This is a genomic window from Betaproteobacteria bacterium, from assembly GCA_016720925.1.
Lineage (GTDB): Bacteria > Pseudomonadota > Gammaproteobacteria > Burkholderiales > Usitatibacteraceae > UKL13-2.
This window is the reverse complement of sequence record JADKJR010000001.1, coordinates 553,643-574,740: the sequence shown is the minus strand read 5'-3', so window position 1 is coordinate 574,740 and position 21,098 is coordinate 553,643. Positions and strand designations below refer to the sequence as shown.

The 21,098-nt window shown below is 58.6% G+C and carries 21 protein-coding genes and 1 pseudogene; 9 read left to right on the top strand and 13 right to left on the bottom strand.

All coding sequences use genetic code 11. The features are described 5' to 3' along the window. Positions 1–216: 216 nt before the first annotated feature. The gene (locus IPP88_02825; protein ID MBL0121689.1) at positions 217–1,263 is read right to left on the bottom strand and encodes a thioredoxin fold domain-containing protein; all 1,047 of its coding nucleotides are present in this window, start codon (positions 1,261–1,263) and stop codon (positions 217–219) included. A 332-nt stretch (positions 1,264–1,595) separates the two neighbouring features. Here IPP88_02825 and IPP88_02820 point away from each other — a divergent pair, with 332 nt between their 5' ends. Then, on the top strand, positions 1,596–2,768 hold the full coding sequence (locus IPP88_02820) for an MBL fold metallo-hydrolase (protein MBL0121688.1): 1,173 nt from the start codon (positions 1,596–1,598) through the stop codon (positions 2,766–2,768). 377 nt (positions 2,769–3,145) lie between these two features. Here IPP88_02820 and IPP88_02815 read toward each other — a convergent pair whose 3' ends face one another. Both IPP88_02815 and IPP88_02810 read right to left on the bottom strand, forming a co-directional pair. After that, positions 3,146–3,694, bottom strand: a complete 549-nt coding sequence (locus IPP88_02815; protein ID MBL0121687.1) for a hypothetical protein — start codon at positions 3,692–3,694, stop codon at positions 3,146–3,148. Positions 3,695–3,850: 156 nt separating this feature from the next. Then, positions 3,851–4,099 carry a DUF3297 family protein gene (locus IPP88_02810; protein ID MBL0121686.1) on the bottom strand — a complete coding sequence of 83 codons (249 nt, stop codon included), beginning with the start codon at positions 4,097–4,099 and terminating at the stop codon, positions 3,851–3,853. 258 nt (positions 4,100–4,357) lie between these two features. On the opposite strand from IPP88_02810, the gene IPP88_02805 reads away from it, so the two are divergent. The 3 genes from IPP88_02805 (at position 4,358) to IPP88_02795 (ending at position 7,526) form a co-directional block, all read left to right on the top strand. Further along, the gene (locus tag IPP88_02805) at positions 4,358–5,206 is read left to right on the top strand and encodes a cycloisomerase (protein MBL0121685.1); all 849 of its coding nucleotides are present in this window, start codon (positions 4,358–4,360) and stop codon (positions 5,204–5,206) included. Between the two features lie 307 nt (positions 5,207–5,513). Continuing rightward, complete coding sequence (locus tag IPP88_02800) at positions 5,514–6,122, top strand: glutathione S-transferase family protein (GenBank protein MBL0121684.1); 609 nt, start codon at positions 5,514–5,516, stop codon at positions 6,120–6,122. Positions 6,123–6,218: 96 nt separating this feature from the next. Next, entirely contained in the window at positions 6,219–7,526 is a 1,308-nt protein-coding gene (locus IPP88_02795; protein ID MBL0121683.1) for a TAXI family TRAP transporter solute-binding subunit, read from the top strand. A 96-nt stretch (positions 7,527–7,622) separates the two neighbouring features. On the opposite strand, the pseudogene IPP88_02790 reads toward IPP88_02795, so the two are convergent. The 6 genes and pseudogenes from IPP88_02790 to katG form a co-directional block, all read right to left on the bottom strand. Beyond that, positions 7,623–8,407: pseudogene (locus IPP88_02790) on the bottom strand (sulfite exporter TauE/SafE family protein). Between the two features lie 242 nt (positions 8,408–8,649). Beyond that, entirely contained in the window at positions 8,650–10,101 is a 1,452-nt protein-coding gene (locus IPP88_02785) for an anion permease (GenBank protein ID MBL0121682.1), read from the bottom strand. A 438-nt stretch (positions 10,102–10,539) separates the two neighbouring features. Further along, positions 10,540–11,229 (bottom strand): class I SAM-dependent methyltransferase, encoded by a 690-nt coding sequence (locus IPP88_02780; protein ID MBL0121681.1) that lies wholly within the window; start codon positions 11,227–11,229, stop codon positions 10,540–10,542. A gap of 61 nt (positions 11,230–11,290) precedes the next feature. After that, complete coding sequence (locus tag IPP88_02775; protein MBL0121680.1) at positions 11,291–11,509, bottom strand: hypothetical protein; 219 nt, start codon at positions 11,507–11,509, stop codon at positions 11,291–11,293. A 384-nt stretch (positions 11,510–11,893) separates the two neighbouring features. Then, a complete protein-coding gene (locus IPP88_02770) occupies positions 11,894–12,427 on the bottom strand; it encodes a DUF3592 domain-containing protein (protein ID MBL0121679.1) in 534 nt (177 codons plus the stop codon). Between the two features lie 79 nt (positions 12,428–12,506). Further along, positions 12,507–14,723: a catalase/peroxidase HPI gene (gene katG / locus IPP88_02765; GenBank protein ID MBL0121678.1), complete on the bottom strand. Its 2,217-nt coding sequence runs from the start codon at positions 14,721–14,723 to the stop codon at positions 12,507–12,509. Between the two features lie 343 nt (positions 14,724–15,066). Between katG and IPP88_02760 the strand changes: the two genes are divergently transcribed. After that, a complete protein-coding gene (locus IPP88_02760) occupies positions 15,067–15,483 on the top strand; it encodes a DUF1801 domain-containing protein (protein ID MBL0121677.1) in 417 nt (138 codons plus the stop codon). Between the two features lie 20 nt (positions 15,484–15,503). Here the strand turns inward: IPP88_02760 and IPP88_02755 are convergent, their stop codons facing one another. Both IPP88_02755 and IPP88_02750 read right to left on the bottom strand, forming a co-directional pair. Next, the gene (locus tag IPP88_02755; protein MBL0121676.1) at positions 15,504–16,349 is read right to left on the bottom strand and encodes a glycoside hydrolase family 16 protein; all 846 of its coding nucleotides are present in this window, start codon (positions 16,347–16,349) and stop codon (positions 15,504–15,506) included. A gap of 212 nt (positions 16,350–16,561) precedes the next feature. Then, positions 16,562–17,023, bottom strand: coding sequence for a helix-turn-helix domain-containing protein (locus tag IPP88_02750; protein ID MBL0121675.1), 462 nt, complete (start codon positions 17,021–17,023; stop codon positions 16,562–16,564). Between the two features lie 123 nt (positions 17,024–17,146). On the opposite strand from IPP88_02750, the gene IPP88_02745 reads away from it, so the two are divergent. From IPP88_02745 to IPP88_02735, 3 genes are read left to right on the top strand one after another with little or no spacing between them, the layout of a single operon-like run. After that, entirely contained in the window at positions 17,147–17,620 is a 474-nt protein-coding gene (locus IPP88_02745; protein MBL0121674.1) for a DUF2938 family protein, read from the top strand. Positions 17,621–17,630: 10 nt separating this feature from the next. After that, positions 17,631–18,299, top strand: coding sequence for a flavodoxin family protein (locus IPP88_02740; protein MBL0121673.1), 669 nt, complete (start codon positions 17,631–17,633; stop codon positions 18,297–18,299). 14 nt (positions 18,300–18,313) lie between these two features. After that, complete coding sequence (locus IPP88_02735; protein MBL0121672.1) at positions 18,314–18,565, top strand: DUF2798 domain-containing protein; 252 nt, start codon at positions 18,314–18,316, stop codon at positions 18,563–18,565. A gap of 47 nt (positions 18,566–18,612) precedes the next feature. Here IPP88_02735 and IPP88_02730 read toward each other — a convergent pair whose 3' ends face one another. Both IPP88_02730 and IPP88_02725 read right to left on the bottom strand, forming a co-directional pair. After that, positions 18,613–19,293, bottom strand: coding sequence for a hypothetical protein (locus IPP88_02730; GenBank protein MBL0121671.1), 681 nt, complete (start codon positions 19,291–19,293; stop codon positions 18,613–18,615). A 246-nt stretch (positions 19,294–19,539) separates the two neighbouring features. Next, entirely contained in the window at positions 19,540–20,136 is a 597-nt protein-coding gene (locus tag IPP88_02725; GenBank protein MBL0121670.1) for a cold shock domain-containing protein, read from the bottom strand. A 419-nt stretch (positions 20,137–20,555) separates the two neighbouring features. On the opposite strand from IPP88_02725, the gene IPP88_02720 reads away from it, so the two are divergent. Then, on the top strand, positions 20,556–21,014 hold the full coding sequence (locus tag IPP88_02720) for an OsmC family protein (GenBank protein ID MBL0121669.1): 459 nt from the start codon (positions 20,556–20,558) through the stop codon (positions 21,012–21,014). Positions 21,015–21,098: the final 84 nt, after the last annotated feature.

Here is a 21,098-nt window from a genome sequence, read left to right as displayed (position 1 = left end):
TCCAATCGATAGGCCCATTGCCCGCTGGCGGCGACGGGCAGGCAAACGATTTTCCCGCGGATGAGGCGACAAGGATAGGCGAAGTCGCACCCATGTTCAATTTGCAAAGTGGGTGCCGTTTTGCGCATTCAACACGCGACACCTTGGAGTTCCGTGAGGCCTCCACAGAGGTCTTTGTTATCCCTCGTCCGTACACTCAATTGCGGCGCACCACCGCTAATCCCATATCTCGACCCGCTTCCCCGCCGCGCGTGATGTGTCGGCGCGCTTCTGGATGAAGCGCTGAAAGCTCGGCTCGTCGCGGTACGCGCCACTGGCGACATAATCGAGTGCCGACGCGATATGGAACGGACGCAGATAGCCATCGGCGCGAAACACCTCCTTGCCACCCGCGTCAAAGAACACCAGGCTCGGCGCGTACACCATGTTCAGTGCACGAGCCCAATCGCGCTCAATCATGTGCATGCCGTCAGCCGTGACGACCTTGCGCGCGCCGGATATGTCTGCCTGCACCACCGTGAACCGTTCGAGCAACTGCCGTACCTCAGCACGCGGGAATGCCTCGCGATGCAGCTCATCACATTCGCGGCATGACGCCTGCTCGAATACCACCATGACCGGCTTGGTCGATGACTTCAGCAACTGCGGCATGTTCACCGGCCCCGGCACGAAGAATGGCTCATTCGCCAGTTTCACGCTGACTGTTATGGATGCAGTGGCCGCGAGATAATCCGTGAAGGATTGCTTTTTTTCAAGGTGGCGGCTGACATAGTCGAGCCCCACGCGAAATTTTTCCGGTGGCGAATAACCATTCAACCGCAGCACCACCTTGGCCTGTTCGTCGAAGAATAGCAGCGTCGGCGTGAATTGCACCTTGAGGAATTTGCCAAGCTCCTTTTCGCTCATGCGGCGGCCATCGATCCACGTCACTTCGCGATCGCCCCAGAGGTTGAGCGCCACCGGGACGAAATGTTGCCGGGTCCTGGCGACAATATCGGGCTGCCTGAAAGTAACTTGCATCAGTGCCTTGCAATACGGGCAGCCATCCTGGCCAAAGTAGACCAGCAGGCGCCTTTGTTGCCGCTCCGCATCCTGAATGTCCTCGCGCAGGTCGAGGAAGGATTCGCTGAACCAGCGCGGAATATCGACCGCATGCGGACTGGGCACGTAGGCGTCAGCCATCGCCGCGACCGCATGAGCGCAAAGCACGCCACCCAACATCAGACGGCGAAATAACCGGGGGATGACAACGAAACGGATCATTTGAAGATGTTAGCGCGAATCGGACTCAGCGTGGTGCGCTGCGACCAGCGGCCGCCGCCGTTTTCGCAATGACTGCGCACGAGATTGGTGCCACTCCTGGCGGACATCGCCTCGCGAAATCACGCCCGCCGCGGCCTAACTCATCACGCTTGACGATCCCGACCAAGCGGCCTATCTTTTCGCAATCGCGTCGCGCATTGATCGCAAGGCATTGATGACCTTGAAGGCCATGTACACACCGCCCCACCGCAAACAGAACGACGAGCGGACATGGCCAAATCGATGCGACGTAGGCGACCGCCCAACTCGTGCAAACAACCAGGAGGAATGCGATGAACTCAACTTTCAATGATGACCGTGACGAGGGTGAATATCTTGGCCAACCCACCCGGCGAGCGCTGTTTAAAGCCGGCGTTGGTTCCATTGCGGCGCTGGCGGCGGGCGGATTGTTTGGCGCGCGTGTCGCGGAGGCGCGCGGCCTGGATTCGCCGGCCGATGTGCCGGTGGTGGACAAGTTGTCGGTGCGCGTGGTCACCGACTCCTATCACCATGCGTTCGAGCCCAGTCGCATGTACGGACCGGTACAGGTGCAGCGCCTCGGCTTTGCCGTCGCGCCACGCACCCCGCCGAAGCGCACGCTGCAAAACGAGTGGGGCCTCGCCTTGCATCTCGAATCGACGCGCGGCGACGAAGCGCGCCAGGTGCTGATCGATTTCGCCTACACCTCGGAGACGCTGCTCAACAACATGCTGCTGCTCGGCATCGATGCCTCGCGCCTGGATGCGATCGCGCTTAGCCACGGGCATTTCGATCACTTCGGCGGCATGGTCGGATTCCTTCAGGCAAACAAAGGCAAACTCAAGAGCGGCCTGCCGTTCTATCTCGGCGGTGAAGAGTGTTTTTGCTCGCGCGAACTCAACGTCACGGGCGACCCGGGAAGTTTCGGTGCGCTCGATCGCCAGGCGATCAAGGACGCGGGCCTGATGGTCACGTTTGCCGAAAAGGCGTCGATCCTGGCCGATCACGGCTTCACCACCGGCTGGATTCCGCGCGCGTCGTTCGAGAAAGTACTGTCGCCGACGCGCATGAGCGTCGGTATGGCGAATGGCTTCGGGTGCGCGCCCGCCGGGCTGCCCGAGGCCAAGCGCAGCGTCACGCTGGCACCTGACGACTTCGAGCACGAACAGGCCACGGCGTATCACGTGAAAGGCCGTGGGCTGGTGGTGATGACCTCGTGCGGGCACCGCGGCATCGTCAACTCGGTGCGCACGGCCATGAAGGTCTCCGGCATCAATAAAGTCCATGCCGTGCTCGGCGGATTCCACCTCGCGCCGCACCCCATCGAATACCAGCGCCAGACACTGGCCGAACTCAAGGCCATCAATCCCGACGTGCTGATTCCGATGCATTGTTCCGGTGAGACATTCATCTCCCTCGTGCAGCAGGAAATGCCCGAGAAATTCATTCGTTCTTCGACAGGGACACGCTTCACGTTTGCGGCTTGAGTGGTGCTTGTCGACGCGGCTCAGGGTGGGCAGCCGTCCTGAAAGTCTGTCGCCGTGGCGCATGACGACGAGGGACGCAGGCTGGATTTTTGGGCCACGTTTGACTCGGCAATGATGGCGTCCAACTCTAATACTGGCGCGGTGTTCGGCGTCTTTTCGGCTGGAAAGTGGCGTGGAATGGCGATCCGCGTTTTTACTCCATGGCACCAACTACGCGGGCCTGATGCAAAGCGACGGCACATGGCCAATGAAAACCGGGGAGCGTGTCAGCGATACCGCGGTTCATAATCGGGCCAATGCCAGTCAACCGCGGACGTTCACCTGCGCGCCAGCGGGAACCGGCGGGCGCATCGCGTTGAACGCGCCCAAATTTCCTGTCAGTGCTTCATCTTGTCCGGCGCCAACGGCTTTTGCTTTCGAATTTCCGCAATTGTCTTTCGCTGCCGCTCCAGAGGCTGAAACGCATCCACCAGCGCGTCCGTCACGTCCGTTTTTTCTGCTCCGGGGTATCGGGCCAGCATTTTCTCATCCCACATCGATATCAGCGTGGTCACGCCGGCGGCGCGACGAATCTCCGGTAGCGCATCGGCGATGAATTCAAGCAGATCGTCGACGGGTGCCGTGCTGAACGCCTGCCGATGCGCTTTATCCTGAAGCGCCTTGCCCTCGGCTTCAAGTCTCCTCACCTCGACATGATCGCCAGCGTGTTTCGCCTTTTTGTGCGCCACCTTCAGTGGTTCCATCATCTTTCGCTGGGCGGCCGATCCCGCGAAGGCAACCGCGATGGCGCGCGAATCGTATGTCCCGATCCTGTCTTTTGCTTTGTTTTGCGGCGGCGATGGCTCCGTGGCCTGCGCGCTGAACGGCACGACGAACGTCGCGATAAGCATCGAGGAAAGGGTCAACCAAAATACAAACGCTTTCATACCTGTCGCCTCTATTGGACCTGACCTATTTGCCGTACTTCCTCATGCAGAGAGAACTTCTACCGGGATGGCGGTCGATGCGCGCGGGCTATGCGCGCAGGTTCGCATGGCGATACGCCGGGCATCAAGATGCGCACCTTGCCTTCCAATCTTTTCCTACCGATAAAACGCTTCAACCTTGCCCGTTAACTTGATCAGCAGCGGGTGACCTTTTCGATCGACCGCCTTGCCCGCCGGCACCTTGACCCAGCCTTCACTGATGCAGTACTCCTCGATATCGAAACGTTCCTTGCCGTTCAATCGAATGCCCACGCCATGCTCGAAGTGCGCCGCGACATGATAGGGGCTGCGCGGGTCAACGGAGAGACGGTCGGGCAGCGGGGGAATTTGGATTGCGTCGTTCATGGCAGTATTATTCAAGAAGTTAAGTGGTTAAGTAGTTCAGGCGCCCGGCTGAGCAGCCCTGTTCTGTTGGAAAGGGGCCGTCGTCTTCGTCCTGATTGCGCCGAAAGTATAGCGAACCTGGCACCACAAATTCGCGATGATTGAAGTGCCATTGCTTTTGTGATGCGGCGCTTGCCTCGGGTTGCGGGCGCGGCGATACTGGCATCGGGGTGATTGAATTCGCGATCGCTCCTCAATTGCTTGCCCTCCGGAGCCAATATGCACAAGTTCATCACCGTCGTTTTGTCCGCACTGCTTCTCTCACCTGCGATGCCCTTGTCGGCAAAACCCGTCCTGAAGCAGATCGCCGAGTTTGCCGTGGCCGAAGCGAATCAGGGCGTCGGGGTGGACGACAAATATTTCTACGCCATCGACAACCAGACCATCGCCAAATACGACAAGAAGACGGGTAAGCAGATTCAAAAATGGCAGGGCGACAAAGCCGGACAGATTCTGCATCTGGATAGCGCGATGCTGATGGACGGCAAAATTTATTGCGCCCACTCGAACTATCCCGAATGGCCCATGACCAGTTCACTCGAGATATTCGATGCCGCGACGCTCACGCATGTCGCCAGCCACAGCTTCGGCGTCAACTGGGGATCGCTCACCTGGGTGGATTGGTATGAGGGTCACTGGTGGATGGGTTTCGCCAACTATGATCGGCCATTCGGCCCGAACAAGACGCCCTATGGATACAAAGTGGCGACGCAGGTTATCAAGTTCAGCAAAGACTTCAGGATGGTCGAATCGTGGGTCTTGCCCAAAGTGCTGCTCGACAAATTCGAGGACATGAGCAACTCCGGCGGCAATTGGGGCGCGGATGGATTTCTCTATCTTTCCGGCCACGACCCCGCCGAGATATACAAGATGAAGTTACCGAAAGGCGGCTCCGTGCTGGAGTTGGTTGATGTGTTGCCCATGAACATCCGCGGGCAGGGCATCGCGTGGGATCGCAGTGCGGGCAACGCGGGAGTGCTTTACGGCATCATCCGCGCAACGGTCAAGGAAAAGGCGGCGGGCGGAGGCCATAAAGTCACAGTGTTTCAGTTGCAGGACTCGCCTTGAGAAGATCACAGGAACAGTTTGCGTAAATCCTTCCAACAGAGATCACGCAACCTTGAATGACGCCCGCTCCTTGCCTGCTTTTCGTTCAACTCTCTAGCACTGGCGGGGTGTTCGAGACCTTTTACGCCAGGAAAGCCCGTCAAATGGCGTTCTGCGTGTTGCGACGCTGGGAAAATGCGCTGACGAAAAACACATGGTCAATCCCCGAACGCTTTCGACGAAAATGAGATCGCAAAAATTTTGCACAATCGTGACACCCCTTGTCGCGGACTGATTTAAGCTGTCGAACCTTGAACAGGAGAACACAATGAAACTCTACGGCAATTACTGGTCGAACGCTGCCCGACGTGTACAGATGTTGTGCGAAGAAATGGGCATCCCCTATACCTACGAAACGGTGGCGCTGGCGGAAGGAAAGCAGTACACGCCGGAGTACCAGAACCTGAATCCGAACTCGAAGGTGCCCGCTATCGACGACGATGGTTTCCTGCTCTGGGAATCGCAGGCGATCATGCGCTATCTGGCGGACAAGCACAAAGCGCACGCGTGGTATCCAACCGATCTCAAGGCGCGCGCAAAGGTCGAGCAGTGGCTCGACTGGAATCAGACCCGCCTCGGGCCGGAAGCCGGCAAGATCATGTTCAACACGCACTTTGCCGGCGACAAACGCAACGTCCAGTCTATTGAGGATGGCAAAAAATGGCTACTCAAGATTCTGCCCGTCATGAATAGTGCGCTCGACGCGCGATCGTACCTGTGCGGCGACCAGATCACGCTTGCCGACCTTGCCGCCGCGACCAATATCGCCTACCTCGAGGCCTGCCAATACGACTTTGGGCCCTATCCCGCGATCCAGCGCTGGTTCGACTCGATCAAAGCCCGCCCAAGTTTCGGCAAGACCGCACCGAAGAAATAGCGGCTTTGGCGAGAGGCGATTTAAGGGAGCGGTCCAGGAAAATTACCTCCGATGCGATAATGCAAAGATCCTAATCCTGCCTTGAGGGGGAGACGAATGCGTCGTTATGCCTGGCTCGTTCCAACGCTGTTGATTGTGCTCGTCACTGTCGTGGTCGCGTGGAAGCTGCTCAAGCCGGGCGCGCCGACGCGTGTGGTTCTGGCCACGGGTGCGACGGGTGGCGCCTATGAAGGCATCGGCAAGAAATACGCTGAAATTTTCAAGCGCGATGGTGTCACGCTTGAGCTCAAGCCCACCAAGGGCTCAGTCGAAAATCTGGCGTTGCTGCTCGACAAAAACAACGACATCGAGGCCGCACTGGTGCAAAGCGGCCTCGCGAAAGAGGCAGAGCGCGAAGAGTTGGTCTCCCTTGGCAGTCTCTTCTACGAACCGGTGTGGGTTTTCTACCGCGAAGCCGCCAATAAAAACCCGCTGACAAGGATCACGGAACTCGCCGGCAAGCGCATTGCCGTCGGCGCGATCGGCGGTGGCACGCGCCCCGTGAGCGAGGCGCTGCTGTCGGCCAACCAGATCAGCGCAGCCAACGCGCGTTTCAACGATGCATCGCCCGCGGACGCGACAGAACTCCTGCTACGCGATGAAGTCGACGCCATGTTCCTGGTGGCCGCGCCAAGCTCGCCACTGGTGCAGAAACTGTTCGCCAACCCAAAAATTCGCCTGATGAACATGGCGACGGCGGATGCCTACAGCCGGGTCATTCCTTCCCTTTCCAAAATTACCATTCCCCGGGGCGTGATCGACCTCAAAAATGATATTCCGCCGCAAGATGTCCAGGCAGTCGCGGCGACCGCAACCCTGGTGGCGATGGAATCGCTGCATCCTGCGATCGCATATCTGTTCGTGAAGGCCGCCAAGGAGGTTCACGAAGGCGGCAGCGTGTTGCACGCGATGCACGAGTTTCCCAATGTAACCCGATACCAGGAGTTCGTGGTGCCCGAAAATGTCGCGCTGCTATACAAGGATGGCGCGCCGTTCCTGTACAGACATCTGCCTTTCTGGCTTGCCAACCTGGTGCAACGCCTGTGGGTGTTGCTGATTCCGCTCGGCGCGATTGCCGTTTCGGTGTCAGACGCGCTGCCGAAGTTGCTGGGTTACCGGATGAATTTTCGTATCACGCAGATTTACCAGGCGGCACACAAACTCGAAGATGAACTCATTCGTGTTGCCATCGGCGGCGAAGCAATTACGCCCGCGATGATCGACACGCTTGATGAACGGTTGCGTGCACTGCACGCGCGCACTGATCGGCTCAAGGGCCCATCGACCACGTTGAAAGCATGGTACGAGCTGCGCAGCCATCTGGCGCTGGTGCAGAAACGCGTGGAAAATTTGCGCGGCAAATAAATCCAGCCTGCGCCGTTGATTCCGATGGATGACCGCAAAAATGAATTACGCTGATCACATCAGCTCATCGTGGCATCGATAACTCCAGCAGTTCGCCTACCGTAGCCAAACCAATTGCCCGCCAACCGCAACCAGCAAGGTGATGAGGATATTGCGAATCACGATCTCGGGGAGGCGCGTCGTGAGCATGCTGCCGGCCGCCACGCCTGGGAGCGAACCAAGCAACAGCGACGTCAACAGAGTCAGGTCAACGTTACCCAAACTCGCGTGCCCCAAGCCGGCTACGAGCGTCAGGGGCACGGCGTGTGCGATATCGGTGCCGATCACTTCGACATCGGCATGAGCGGATAGAGCAGCAGCAGGGCGGTGGCACCAACCGCGCCAGCACCAACAGAAGAGAGCGAGACGGCGATTCCGATGGATGCACCGATCAGGGTCGTGGCGATCGGTTTACGCGCGCCCGCCGGTTCCTTTCTTGCCAGCGCGCGATTCGCGAACCAGCTCTGCAGGGGTTTTCGATAGACCAGCGACACGGCCGTGGCGAGCAACATCACACCGAGTGCGAGTTTCAGGATCGCATCGCTTATGCCGCTTGCATGTTGTCGCTGCGACAGGAGTAAGAGCGTGCCGACGCTCGCGGGAACACTGCCCAGCGCCAGCCAGCCAACCACCGGTCAATCGATCGACCCTTTCAGGCCATGAACCGCGGCACCGCCAGCCTTGGTGATCGACGCATACAGAAGATCGGTGCCGATTGCCGTGGCCGGAGAAATACCGAAGAGCAGCACCAACAAGGGCGTCATCAACGACCCACCACCGACGCCCGTCAGCCCCATGATCGTCCCGACAAAAAGCCCCGCCAGCGAATAGGTGAAATCCATGCGCGCACCCCGTTGAAGCCAGAGCGAAGTGTAGATGCGGAGACTTCATATCCAAACGAATGAATTAGCTGGTTAAATGCCTCATTGGTATAAGACTTCTCCTGGAATGGTGAAACAACAAAGCAAGGGGGGAAAGGCGACGAATAGTTCCTGCAGCTACCATCGCCTCAAAACGGCTGGGTTCTAGCTTTAATCATGCCCATTTTCCATGCCCCCTCTTATTCGATCATTATGATCACTCGCTACTTGATCATCGCCATCCACGGTACGCCGATGATTAACAGCGCACCAAGGAAGATGACCCCGAAGATCGCACCCAACCGCCAGTAATCTTTCGATGGCAGGTAGCCGCTGCCGTAATACACCGGGCTTGGGCCGGTTGCATAAGGCGTGAGGATGCCCATCAACCCAAGTGTGAGGCAGAGCAGCAGCGCGTACTGCGGCATGTCAATGCCGGGGATGGTGGAGCCCACCGCCAGCATGACCGGCAGCACCGCGGTCACATGCGCGGTGATGCTGGCAAACATGTAATGCGTGAAAAAGAACAATGCGACCAATACGATCATCGCCGTCATCGGGGAAAATCCGCCCATGTGACTCGCCACCGACTGGGCAAACCACTTCACGAAGCCGACCCGATTGAGCCCGTCGGCGAGCGCCACCAGCGTGGCGAACCATGCCAGCGTGTTCCATGCGGGCGAATTCTTGATGACGTCATCCCACGTCAGGACTTTTGTCAGCAACATGAGCGAGATGACGACCAGCGCCACCGTCGTCGCGTTGATGTACGCGCCGCCAAAAATCCACAGCGCCAGTGCGATCAATACCAGCACCGCCAGCGCGACTTCCTTGGCGCTGATGCTGCCCAGTTTGGCGAGTTCCTGGCCCGCCCAAATCGGTACTTCCTGGCCTTCCTTGATTTCCGGTGGATACAGCCAATAGGTGAGAAGTGGAATCGCAATCAGCAGCGTGATGCCGACCGGCGCGAACGCGATGAACCATTGCATCCAGGTGAATTCGACGTTTGCGGTCTTCTTGACCAGCTCGATTGCGAGCAGGTTTGGCGCGAGGCCTGTCAGGAACATCGAGCTCGTCACGCACGTCGCCGCGATCGCCACCCACATGGCGTAGGAGCCGATCTTGCGCTCCGACGCGTCATTGGGCTTGGAGCCATAGAGCAGCGGCAGGTTGCGGATGACCGGATAAATCGTGCCGCCACTACGCGCGGTGTTCGACGGCGTGAATGGCGCGAGCACGGTATCGGCGATGGCGATCGCGTAGCCGAGCGTGAGTGTTCTGCGGCCCATTTTATTGACGAGGATCAGCGCGATGCGCTTGCCAAGCCCGGTTTTTTCATAGCCGAGCGCGAACATGAATGCGCCAAAAATCAGCCACACCGTGCCATTGGAAAATCCGGACAGCGCCCATGTCAACGCCGCATCGGCGGGCTTGAAGCCGGCCTTGGCGAGATCGGCCGGACTATAAAGTACAAATCGGGCGAGCACCGCGACGACGGTGACACCGATCAAGCCGATGGCGCCTCCCGGCAGCGGCTCGAACATGAGGCCGACGATGACGCCGGCAAAGATGGCAAAGAAATACCAGGCGTGCTGGGGCAATCCATCGGGTGCAGGAATCAACGCCAACAGTACCGCGACCGCGATCGGAATGATCGCTTTCCACGCGAGCTTCATGACAATCTCCCTTCATTACTGGCGGCGAAAACCGCAGCCTTTAACGCCATTGTGAATCGCGCACGGCGCGCATGTTCTGAGCAAAGTCAAAGGATGGAGAGATAATTTCGGTGAACGTGCCGCACGATTTTCGCTGGGCGATGTGAGGAAGTTGCGATGATGGCGCCCTCTGCAGTGGCGGGTAGTGCCGCGAAGATTCCTGACGCGGTGAAATAGCAAAACGCAAGCGATGGCGCGACTTACAGCGCGCAATTGCAGGATGCGCCTGCCATTACCTGCGTTTTATTCATGGGAAACTTCTATACGCGCCCTCACGCGATGCGCTGGTTTTCGCAGATCCCTTTTTCGTCGCCGCGATGGAGCCTTGTTTACTCCTTCGTATTCGCGGCACACGTGATTTTGTAGTTGGAAATATCGGTTCCTGCACGCCATGCCGACTTACTTGCGCATCACTTTTCCTATCAAATCCAATATTGTCTTCAGCCGGTGATGAGCGCCCTGATCCTCCGAGATGTTTGTCGGGTGCGTGAATCCCGGCTTCTCGATGGTGATTCCATTGATGTATTGCTGGTAGGAATGCTGAATTCGCCTTGGGTATTTTTCAGCATGCCGCTGGTCTTTGACAAAAACCGCGATGAAATCATTCCAGGCGTCCGGGCCTTGCAGTCCCGTAAACGATTCGAGCAACGCGCAATCGTAGCCAATCCGGCGGCCCCAGTTCTGCAGGGCCACTCCGCTATCCGGATAGAAGCGCCAGCAATCGACCGGGAATCGGTGAATCAACCCATTTGACGGTGCGCTCAGAAAGAGCAGGCCTGTTGGCTTGAGTATTCGCAAAATATCACCAAACAGCAGCCAGAAGAATTCCGAATGTTCAAAACAGGATGAGCTGACGCAGACATCAACACTCGCGTCGGCAAAGGGAAGCGCATAAGGGTCGGTAAGGAGCACATCGACACCCTTGCCCTTTTCGAAATCAAGGCCAATGTAGTTGTTTCCCGCGGGCGCAACCTCGCGCAGCGATCCATTTACATCCCGCGACCCGATTTCAACGATTGTCTTTCCTGTTTCATTCGACACGTAGTTGTCGAAGAATTCCTTGCCCAATGCCAGCGCTGTGTCGTGCATTTTTCTCCACCGATCATTGTTCCAGACAGTTCACTTTGACAAATATATCAAGCCGCCAGCTCTACATCTCGAAGACAAACGATGCCACATACAAAATCACCGCGGCCTGAAACGCGGCGACGAGCCAGAACGCCCCGGGGCTGGCGTCGCGCCGCACACGTGCGATGCCCTGCCCGTACGAACCGTTTCCGAACTTGAACTCGCCTGCGCGGAGGCCGACGATCAGGCTCCATGAGAATCCCGCAACAACAAACACGACGATGATGATCAGGGGGTTCATGTCACTCCGGGTAATGTATGGGAATTTTAACTACCATTTTTCACCAAACACCAATGATCAATGTACCCAGTGTTCCGGTGACCGGTCAATGGTATGCAACTTTCCTCAAACGGAAAATACAGGATGTCAGCGAAGTGGTTTCAAAACAAATAGCCCTGATGCCTTCTCGCTGGAATGTGCCGACGTGGTTGAAGAAATCAAGCCGGCAAGTACAAGCACTGGCGCGGCTTTCAAAGCAAAAACGGCCTGGACAACCGGTAAATGCTAGGGTTTCGGTCTATTTCGCTGTTAATTGGTGCCTGCTCCAATTGTCCCGTCACCAAGCCGCGGCCCGCGTGATTCACGGATTGATCGAGCTCGGCACCTTCTGTCCTGCGAAAGCAGTCATTGTCGGCGCCACAGGTTTCGCAAAATCCAGAATGCCGCCAGCGACGGTGCCGCGAACAATAATCCGAGTGGCACCAGAAAAAACAGAAGCCCCCAGCGAAGTTCGCGATCGATCACCGCCATGCCCGGGTTCGCCGGGTCGTACCAAATGACGGCCCGCTTGCCCTCGTTTTTGGTCTCCTCCAGTTCATGGTAGACATCTTCATGCCAATCGCTGAAGGCGATCCAGATCCCATCGCTCCAGCCGAGGCGGCGGCCATTGAAGTCCACGCCATTCACACTGTATCGGTAGCTCGCGGAAGCGAACAGGGCGCCGCCTTTTCTTCCGGTCCTGCGCAGATTGGTCTCGCCGATTTCGGCCATTGCCGGCTGCCATGTGCGGCCGCTGTACCAGCCGCCCAGTTCCGTGACAAGGCCGACAACACTGAAAATAACCACTGCGGCAAACGCGAGGCCAAACAACAGACACATGCCGCTCACGACAAGTTTGTCGCGACCATTTAGCGGCGTGATGCTGGCGTTCTTGACCATGGTTCGGCCAGTTTAAGTGATACACGCTAGCGAGGCCGCGCGGGATAGGTCCAAATCCTTTTCGACCTATCCCCAACGCTCACGCAAGGTCAAAGCGATCAAGGTTCATTACCTTGCTCCATGCCGCCACAAAGTCATGCACGAATTTTTCCTGCGCGTCGCTGCACGCATAGACTTCCGCTAGCGCTCGGAGTTGCGAGTTCGATCCAAAGACGAGATCCACGACAGTACCCGTCCACCTGAGTTCATTCGTCGCCCGATCGCGCCCTTCCCACACACCTTCAGCGTCATCCGTTGTGGCGGATTTCTGCCACGTCGTTTTCATGTCGAGGAGATTCACGAAGAAGTCGTTGGTCAGCATCTCGGGCCGTTTGGTAAAAACGCCGTGTTTCGACTGCGCGACGTTAGCATTCAGCGCGCGCATGCCGCCGACCAGAACGGTCATCTCAGGCGCGGTGAGCGTCAGCAGGTTGGCACGATCCACGAGCAACGCCGCGACGGACCCTTCGAGCCCCTTCCTGACATAGTTACGAAAACCATCGGCGGCGGGTTCCAGCACGGCGAACGATTCGATATCGGTCTGCCCCTGTGACGCGTCCATACGTCCCGGCGCGAACGGAACTTTCACGGCATGGCCCGCCTTTTTCGCCGCTTCCTCCACAGCAGCGCATCCGCCCAGAACGATCAAGTCAGCGAGCGAGATTTTCTTCCCGCCGGATTGCGCAGCGTTGAAGTCTTTTTGAATCGCTTCCAACTTCCGCAGGACGTTCGCAAGCTCGGCCGGATTATTGGCTTCCCAGTCTTTCTGCGGCGCCAGGCGAATGCGCGCGCCGTTCGCGCCACCGCGCTTGTCGGAGCCACGGAAAGTTGCCGCCGATGCCCACGCGGTATTGACCAACTGCGAAACGGACAATCCGGCTGCGAGGAGCCTGGTCTTCAGCGCAGCGATGTCCTGCTCCTCGACCAGCTTGTGATCGACGGCGGGAGTCGGGTCTTGCCAGATCAATTCTTCCTGCGCGACCAGTGGGCCAAGATAGCGCGAGATTGGTCCCATATCGCGGTGCGTGAGCTTGTACCAGGCTCTCGCGAATGCATCGGCGAATTCCTGCGGATTCTTCTGGAAGTGGCGGGAAATTTTTTCGTACACCGGATCCATACGCAGCGCGAGGTCCGCGGTCGTCATCATCGGCGCGTGACGCTTCGAGGGATCGTGCGCATCGGGCACGGTGCCCGCGGCGGATGCATCTTTTGGCGTCCACTGGTGTGCGCCGCCCGGACCCTTTGTCAGCTGCCACTCGTACTTGAAGAGGATGTCAAAGTAGTCGTTGTCCCATTTGATCGGGTTGGTCGTCCATGCGCCCTCGATGCCGCTGCTGATCGCATCGACACCTTTGCCGCTGCCGAAACTGTTCTTCCAGCCGAAGCCCTGCTCTTCGATGCCTGCACCCTCGGGTTCGGGGCCAACGTACTTACCCGGTTCTGCCGCGCCGTGGCACTTGCCGAAGGTGTGTCCGCCGGCAACGAGCGCAACAGTTTCTTCGTCATTCATCGCCATGCGCGCAAAGGTCTCGCGGATATCGTGTCCCGACGCAACCGGGTCCGGATTGCCGTTCGGTCCTTCCGGGTTCACGTAGATCAGGCCCATCTGCACGGCGCCGAGTGGATTCTCGAGTTCACGATTGCCGGTGTAGCGCTTGTCGCCCAGCCACTCGGCTTCCGGCCCCCAGTAAATTTCTTCCGGCTCCCAGACGTCCACGCGCCCTCCGGCGAAACCGAACGTCTTGAATCCCATCGAGTCGAGCGCGACGTTACCGGTGAGAACGATCAGGTCGGCCCAGGAAATTTTGCGGCCGTACTTCTGCTTGATCGGCCACAGCAGCCGGCGCGCCTTGTCGAGGTTCACGTTATCCGGCCAACTGTTGAGAGGTGCAAATCGTTGCGTGCCGGAACCCGCGCCGCCGCGACCATCCGCGATGCGATAGGTGCCGGCGCTGTGCCACGCCATGCGGATGAAGAACGGCCCGTAGTGGCCGTAGTCCGCCGGCCACCAGTCCTGCGAATCGGTCATCAAGGCATGAAGGTCCTTGATCACGGCGTGCAGATCGAGGCTCTTGAATTCCTCGGCGTAATTGAACGCTTTATCCATGGGGTTGGCCAAAGGAGAATTCTGGTTCAGCAACTTTACGTTCAGCTGATTGGGCCACCAGTCTGCATTCGATGTGGCGCCAGCCAGTGCGTGCGTCTGTGTGGCGGCGCGCGCGCCGGCCGCGAATGGGCACTTTGCTTCAGTTGTCATGGTGGGTTCCTTTGGTTGTCTGCAATTTGCGGGCCGAGCATTTCTCGGGTGAATGCATGCAGGTTACGCGGGCCGCGCATACATTGAAAATTGATTGATCACATGCCAGGGATAGGCAAAAGCTATTGTCGGGTGGCGGCGCTACCAGATAACGTTGCTTGTCTCTCCGCATCGACCTGCCGGATACAGAATAGAGTGAGTCCAAGCGACGGGGTTCAATCCGAATTGAAACCACCGCAATACAAAGCTTAGAACGCCACCCTGCGCCGCTTTCCGGCCAATATTGGCCCTGAAGGCGCGCCAGTGCTAGAGTTTTGAAACATGGCACTTCCAGGATGACAACATGAAAAAATCGGACACGAGCGAAGCCCCGTCTGCATCGGAACTCATCACGAAAAGAATCGCCGATCTCGGGGATTGGCGCGGCGAGACGCTCAGCAGAATGAGGAAGCTCATCAAGGCGGCAGACCCGGACGTCGTCGAAACGTGGAAATGGATGGGCACGCCAGTGTGGGAGCACGCCGGCATCATCTGCACGGGCGAATCCTACAAGGACAAAGTGAAGCTCACCTTCGCCAAGGGCGCATCACTGAAGGATCCGGCCCATCTCTTCAACGCGAGCCTCGACGGAAACGCACGCCGCGCGATCGACATCCACGAAGGAGAAGCCGTGGACGCATTCGCCTTCAAGGCGCTCATTCGCGAAGCGGTCGGGCTCAACTGTGGTGGTAATGTGAAGGCCGCGAAGAAACCAACGTGAATTGGATTTGTGGCCGCGCACTACTTCCCGTCGGACTGATACACGCGCACGTAGTCGACTTCCATCGCGCGGGGAAATATCCGGTCATCGACCTCCCCGCCAAGATCGCCGCCGATGGCGAGGTTGAGCAACATGAATTGCGGCGCGTCGAATGGCCATGCGCGTGAGCCAAGTTTCAGGTTGGGATATTTCAGGTGCGCGAAACCATCGAGGCCGAAGCGCACGCCGTCGGCATTCCAGTGCATCTGATAAGAGTGAAATTTGCCGCACGCATCGACATTGCGCGATGCGCCACCGACGCCGTTGCCGCCGTGCCCGGCTGACATATGTACCGTGCTGAAAACGCGCGTCGGTTCGCTGCCGACATGTTCCAGGATATCGAGTTCTCCCTGAGCGGGCCAGTCGCCGGTCGTGCCGAGCATCCAGATCGCCGGCCACGTTCCCTTGCCGCAGGGCATCTTCGCGCGCACTTCAAAGAATCCGTACGTCCATGCCGCCTTGCCCTTTGTCGTCAACCGTGCCGAGGTATAGCGCTGGCCGCCCCAATCCGCGGCGCTCGACGGGCTTTCCTTTTTCGCCGTAATGAACAGCCGGCCGCCCTTGACGCGCGCGTTCCCCGCATCGGGCCCCGGGTAATACTGCAGCTCGTGATTGTCCCAGCCCCGCTTGTTGTTCGCCGTGTCGAAGTTCCACTTGGCCGGATCGGGCGGTCCGTCAACGTCGAATTCGTCTGACCAGACCAGTTTGTAGTCAGCGGGAACGGCGAGCGCATTTCCGTTCGCAATGGCAGTGGTCGCAAAGAGCGCGGCCGCGCAAGCGAAAAAATGGCTTGCGAAATTGAAAGGATTCAAGTGGAAAGCGCGCATCGCTCGAAGTGAATGAACGCCTTTGGGCGCGAGCGCGGCTGAACAATCCTGAGGAAAGTTGGTGTGTGAGTTCATTTTTTTGAAATTGCGAAAGTCTAGCATTGGCGCGGTCGCTGGCGCACTTACTCCTCGAAAACTGTGTGGATGCTGGCGTTTGTCAGATTTTCGCTATGACTTTCTTGCCGGAACAAGCTAGATGGAGTCGGTCCAATTTATCCAAACTGGCGCTTGCCCGCACGCTCCGCGACCACCCGCTTGCCGGCACCGCGCTTCCTTTCGTCTCGTGTCAACGCACCGTGCGCCGCAGCAGTCATAAAGCGCTGGAATGACGCGCACTCGAGGTGGCTGGGCGCCTTGCAAACGGCGGCATGTCGCAGGCCGCTGCTGACGGCCTGCAGGCGCTTGATGGTGCGATCGAGTTCGTCGGCCTTGGCGACGAGCGCCGCGCGATCGATGGCGAGCCCGCCCTCGCGCGTGAACATGGCACGGATTTCGTCCAATGAAAATCCCGCCGCACGACCGAGCGCAATCACCGCGAGCCGGTCCAGCACACGCGGGCCGAAACGGCGGCGCAGCCCGTCGCGCCCGGTGGAGGCAATCAGTCCCTTTTCCTCGTAGTACCGCAACGTCGAGGCCGGCATGCCAGTCAATTTCGCCACTTCCGCGATGTCCATATCAAAAACCCCTTGACCTCAAGTCGACTTGAACTTGTATCGTGCCTTTCATCGCGTTGATCGTCAATGCGACAACCCCCGCTGCAACTTGAAGGAGGCATCGTGGAACTGACATTGCAATTCATGACTCGTGTGATTCTCGTGGGAACGCTGGCCACCATCCTGCTGGACCTTTGGATACTGCTGTTGAAACGACTCAAGGTGCCAACGCTCGACATGGCGCTGCTCGGCCGGTGGATCGGGCACCTCATGCAGGTCCGACCGATGCGCGGGCCGATCGCCGGTGCCACTCCCGTGCGCGGCGAAAGCGGCATCGGCTGGGTGGCGCACTACGCCATCGGCATCGTGTTCGCGTTTCTGTTTGTCGGCGTAATCGGCGATGAATGGACGCGCCAGCCGACGCTCGTTCCCGCCCTGCTGTTCGGCATCGCCACCGTCGCAGCACCCCTGTTCATCCTGCAGCCCGCGATGGGCGCGGGCATCGCCTCGTCGCGCACGCGCACACCGCTACGCAACGTCGCGAAGAGCGTGGTCAATCACGCGGTATTCGGCGGCGGGATATTTGCCGCAGCCATTTTTATTCAACCAATTGTGTGAGGCATCCATCATGAAAACGACTCAACCTCTCCCAAAACCCAATGCGACGAAAAAGGTCGCCGTCATTTATCACAGCGCGCATGGCCACACCGCGTTCATCGCCCAGCATGTGGTCGAAGGGCTGCGCAGCGTGCCGGACATCGATGCCACACTCATCAAGGCCGAAGACCTGACCGGGTCACCGGAGCGGCTGCTCGATTTCGACGGTTTCATCTGGGGATCGCCGACCTACCTTGGCGGCGTATCCGGCGTGTTCAAGACCTTCATGGATGCCACCGGCAAACTGTGGCGCCATCAGTCGCTCAATGGCCGTCTGGCCGCAGGCTTCACCGTTTCATCGCTGCCGGCCGGCGACAAGCAATCGACACTGATGTCGATGGTGGTTTTTTCGATGCAGCACGGCATGCTCTGGTCCGGCAACCCGGTGATGCCCGAGCAGCATAGCGGCATTCCCTACGAGGACGCCGTCAATCGCCTCGGCTCGTGGACCGGGCTGATGGCACAAGCGGGGCACAATGCACCCGCAAACGAATTCGCGCCGGGCGACATCAAGACCGCGCGCCTGTTTGGTGCGAACTTTGCAAATATGCTGCTGCGGCAAAATTTTCGCGCAGCGGCGTCGCCAACACCATCGCCACTGACCGCAAATACCGCCGCCCTCTCGCTTGCCACCAACTGATTCAGACATCGCTCATGATTACGCGAAAACACGAACCCATTATTTTTGGACTCATTCTCTCGGGACTGATGTCCGGACTCGTCTCCGGTATAGCCACGTTGCACGCGGCGGGACCGTCCGCTGGTTTCCTGACACTCTGGCTGCAGTCGTGGATCACTTCGTGGCTGATGGCCTTTCCCACCGTGCTGCTGGCGGCGCCGCTCGCACGACGGATAGCGCGATCGATCATCGGGCGTGAGGCAACGCCGGAAAATGGCAAGGTATAGATCGATCTCGCGGTCGCATGTATCCGCACTTTTTTTGGCGCGGCCGCCTATGGAAATGCGGCAAAAGCCACCGCGAATGCTTTCCAGGCATTCCACACCGCGGGCTGCTTGTATAGCTCCAGCCCCAGGGGAAGCCAGCCGATGAAGAAGGCAGCGAGCATGAGCGGAAACACGTGGCGGCCCACACGCGCGCGCCGCTCCATCCAGATCAGCGCGACGAGCAGCGCCGCGACCAGGCCGAAGCTGAGCAACTGGTAGTCGAATGCCTCGCTGCCAAACGCCCATAACTCGATCCGGTGGGCGAGCCGGTGGACCACCGGATCCACGAGCGCCAGCCCCGTGCAAACCATGTACCGCGCATGGATGGCCGGTTCGCGCCGATTGACGATGGCGCCCACATAGGCAATGACAAACAAGCTGACCAGCACCACGCGTATGTAGAAAAAATAGGCGACGCCGCCCATCTCCCGGGGTGAATGCCCCTGCATGGACGCATGGGCGAGCCCGATGAAGCTGATCACCACCAGCGGCATCAGGACGTAGGTACTGCGCCCGATCATTCGATGCAATTGCCGGCGTCCTGAATGAATCGCCCAGGGCTGCACGATAAGCGCGAGCAACCACAGCGTTCCCATCGCCGCATGAAAATGCGTCCAGCCATTGATGGTGTGCATCGACTTGCCAATGTAGCCGGGCCAGAAGGCCGCGAACGCCAGCGCCAGCAGCACCACATATGCCGGGGAGGCCCATCGCATTGGCAAGGCAGGTGAATTCATTCGCTCCCCGTGGATGTCGTGTTTGACTGGAGCTATTCTCGCTGATTCCCTGAAACGCCAGCGAAAGTTTCTGAAACACAAGCACTGGCTGGCGCGGCTTTCCGGCCACCGATGCGGCGGACACCCTTATTGGTGCATTGCAGGGACCTCGCCGCCCGAATGCCACGGTGCCAGACTTGGCCGCAGGTTATGCGGTGGCTACTCTGACCACAGGTGTTTGCACCACTGCTTTTCACACGGCGTGCCATCACCATTGCCGTCAATTTTCACACCGGGACAATTCTTCAGATAGAACTTGGCTTCTTTGCACGAGGTCATTTCTGAACAATAAATTTTGCCCTCACACGTGAACGCACTGGATTTGCTGGGCACAGTTTGGTCGGTGCGCAATTGGGGTGGCGATGGCAATGCCCCGGCTCTGTCGTCGGCTTGCGGCGCGGATCGAATGGCATTGGGCCGGTCTGAATATTTCTGCCAGCCATACGCGGCGATGGCGATGAGCAGCACTACCACTATGGTTGTGACCCGATTGCTGCTCCCGCGGCGCGGCGCATCGTACGCGCCGTTCACGTATGTCTTGCGCGAACGCTCAACGTAGCCAACTTTTTCAGCGCGCGGCCCTTTGCCTGCAACCGGCACCACTTCATAGGTGACGAGTTCACCGCCGGCGGGTCGCGGCTCACCTTTTTGAAGAGACCTGAAATGCAGGAAGACCTTGTCGCCGCCACCATTGGGCGCGATGAAGCCGAAGCCACGGTCATCTTTCCACTCGGTGATTCGGCCCTGGAATCTCATTGGCAGGCGCCCTTCGCCACGATTGCGCCCAAAAGATCGCGAGGAACGTTGGTGCGTCGAGTCTTTATTCGGAACCTGCAAAAGTCTGGCATTGGCGGGGTCTCTGGCGGCTTTATTGCTGAAAAGGCGCGTGGATGCTGGTGTTTGTCATGTTTTCGCTATGGTGTTCTTACAATATAGCTTAGATGCTGTCTGAACCCCTCTTATTCGTCTTGTAAAGACCGACCGTTCAAATCACCTGGAAGTCCTCACATTACCGGGAGCAGTCCAATCCCGCCCGCATTTTCTGTGCGCCACCAGACAGACATCGCGCGCCCTGCCTGCAAACATGCATTCACGAATGACCACCACATTTGGCAGGCCACCGTTATGCCGCGCGCGACGCCATCGCGGCTCACCCATCATCGAAAGGACTCACCATGATTGAAAAGAAAGCCAGCGTACATTGGGAAGGCCAGGGCAAAGCTGGCAAAGGCCAGATCAGCACCGAAACGGGCGCCCTCAAAAACTTCCCCTACGGATTCGCGAGCCGCTTCGAGGATGATCGGCGCGCCACGAACCCCGAGGAAATCCTGGGGGCCGCGCATGCGGCGTGCTTCACCATGGCGTTTTCGTTTGCGTGCGACAAGGCCGGATTCGCCACCGCATCCGTCGATACGCAGGCGAGCGTGCGTCTGGCCAAGCAGGATGACGGCTTCGTGATCGACCGTATTGCATTGACGCTTCAGGCGACCGTCCCCGGCCTGGACGATGCGAAATTTCAGGACCTTGCCCATACCGCCAAGCGTGATTGCCCGCTGTCCAAGGCGCTGGCAAGCGTGCCGGAAATCACGCTGGAGGCCACGCTTCGCGTCGTCACCGAACCGCAACCTGCCTGATGCCCGGATACGCACGCATATCGAGCGCGGCGCCTTCGATCCCGCACATGCGATCAAGTTCGCCGCGATAGGTTGCGTAATAGC

Bases quoted from the DNA above. Each gene is read 5' to 3' on its own strand.
- IPP88_02825 (MBL0121689.1), bottom strand. From the start codon at position 1,263: ATGATCCGTTTCGTTGTCATCCCCCGGTTATTTCGCCGTCTGATGTTG.
- IPP88_02820 (MBL0121688.1), top strand. From the start codon at position 1,596: ATGAACTCAACTTTCAATGATGACCGTGACGAGGGTGAATATCTTGGC.
- IPP88_02815 (MBL0121687.1), bottom strand. From the start codon at position 3,694: ATGAAAGCGTTTGTATTTTGGTTGACCCTTTCCTCGATGCTTATCGCG.
- IPP88_02810 (MBL0121686.1), bottom strand. From the start codon at position 4,099: ATGAACGACGCAATCCAAATTCCCCCGCTGCCCGACCGTCTCTCCGTT.
- IPP88_02805 (MBL0121685.1), top strand. From the start codon at position 4,358: ATGCACAAGTTCATCACCGTCGTTTTGTCCGCACTGCTTCTCTCACCT.
- IPP88_02800 (MBL0121684.1), top strand. From the start codon at position 5,514: ATGAAACTCTACGGCAATTACTGGTCGAACGCTGCCCGACGTGTACAG.
- IPP88_02795 (MBL0121683.1), top strand. From the start codon at position 6,219: ATGCGTCGTTATGCCTGGCTCGTTCCAACGCTGTTGATTGTGCTCGTC.
- IPP88_02785 (MBL0121682.1), bottom strand. From the start codon at position 10,101: ATGAAGCTCGCGTGGAAAGCGATCATTCCGATCGCGGTCGCGGTACTG.
- IPP88_02780 (MBL0121681.1), bottom strand. From the start codon at position 11,229: ATGCACGACACAGCGCTGGCATTGGGCAAGGAATTCTTCGACAACTAC.
- IPP88_02775 (MBL0121680.1), bottom strand. From the start codon at position 11,509: ATGAACCCCCTGATCATCATCGTCGTGTTTGTTGTTGCGGGATTCTCA.
- IPP88_02770 (MBL0121679.1), bottom strand. From the start codon at position 12,427: ATGGTCAAGAACGCCAGCATCACGCCGCTAAATGGTCGCGACAAACTT.
- katG (MBL0121678.1), bottom strand. From the start codon at position 14,723: ATGACAACTGAAGCAAAGTGCCCATTCGCGGCCGGCGCGCGCGCCGCC.
- IPP88_02760 (MBL0121677.1), top strand. From the start codon at position 15,067: ATGAAAAAATCGGACACGAGCGAAGCCCCGTCTGCATCGGAACTCATC.
- IPP88_02755 (MBL0121676.1), bottom strand. From the start codon at position 16,349: ATGCGCGCTTTCCACTTGAATCCTTTCAATTTCGCAAGCCATTTTTTC.
- IPP88_02750 (MBL0121675.1), bottom strand. From the start codon at position 17,023: ATGGACATCGCGGAAGTGGCGAAATTGACTGGCATGCCGGCCTCGACG.
- IPP88_02745 (MBL0121674.1), top strand. From the start codon at position 17,147: ATGACTCGTGTGATTCTCGTGGGAACGCTGGCCACCATCCTGCTGGAC.
- IPP88_02740 (MBL0121673.1), top strand. From the start codon at position 17,631: ATGAAAACGACTCAACCTCTCCCAAAACCCAATGCGACGAAAAAGGTC.
- IPP88_02735 (MBL0121672.1), top strand. From the start codon at position 18,314: ATGATTACGCGAAAACACGAACCCATTATTTTTGGACTCATTCTCTCG.
- IPP88_02725 (MBL0121670.1), bottom strand. From the start codon at position 20,136: ATGAGATTCCAGGGCCGAATCACCGAGTGGAAAGATGACCGTGGCTTC.
- IPP88_02720 (MBL0121669.1), top strand. From the start codon at position 20,556: ATGATTGAAAAGAAAGCCAGCGTACATTGGGAAGGCCAGGGCAAAGCT.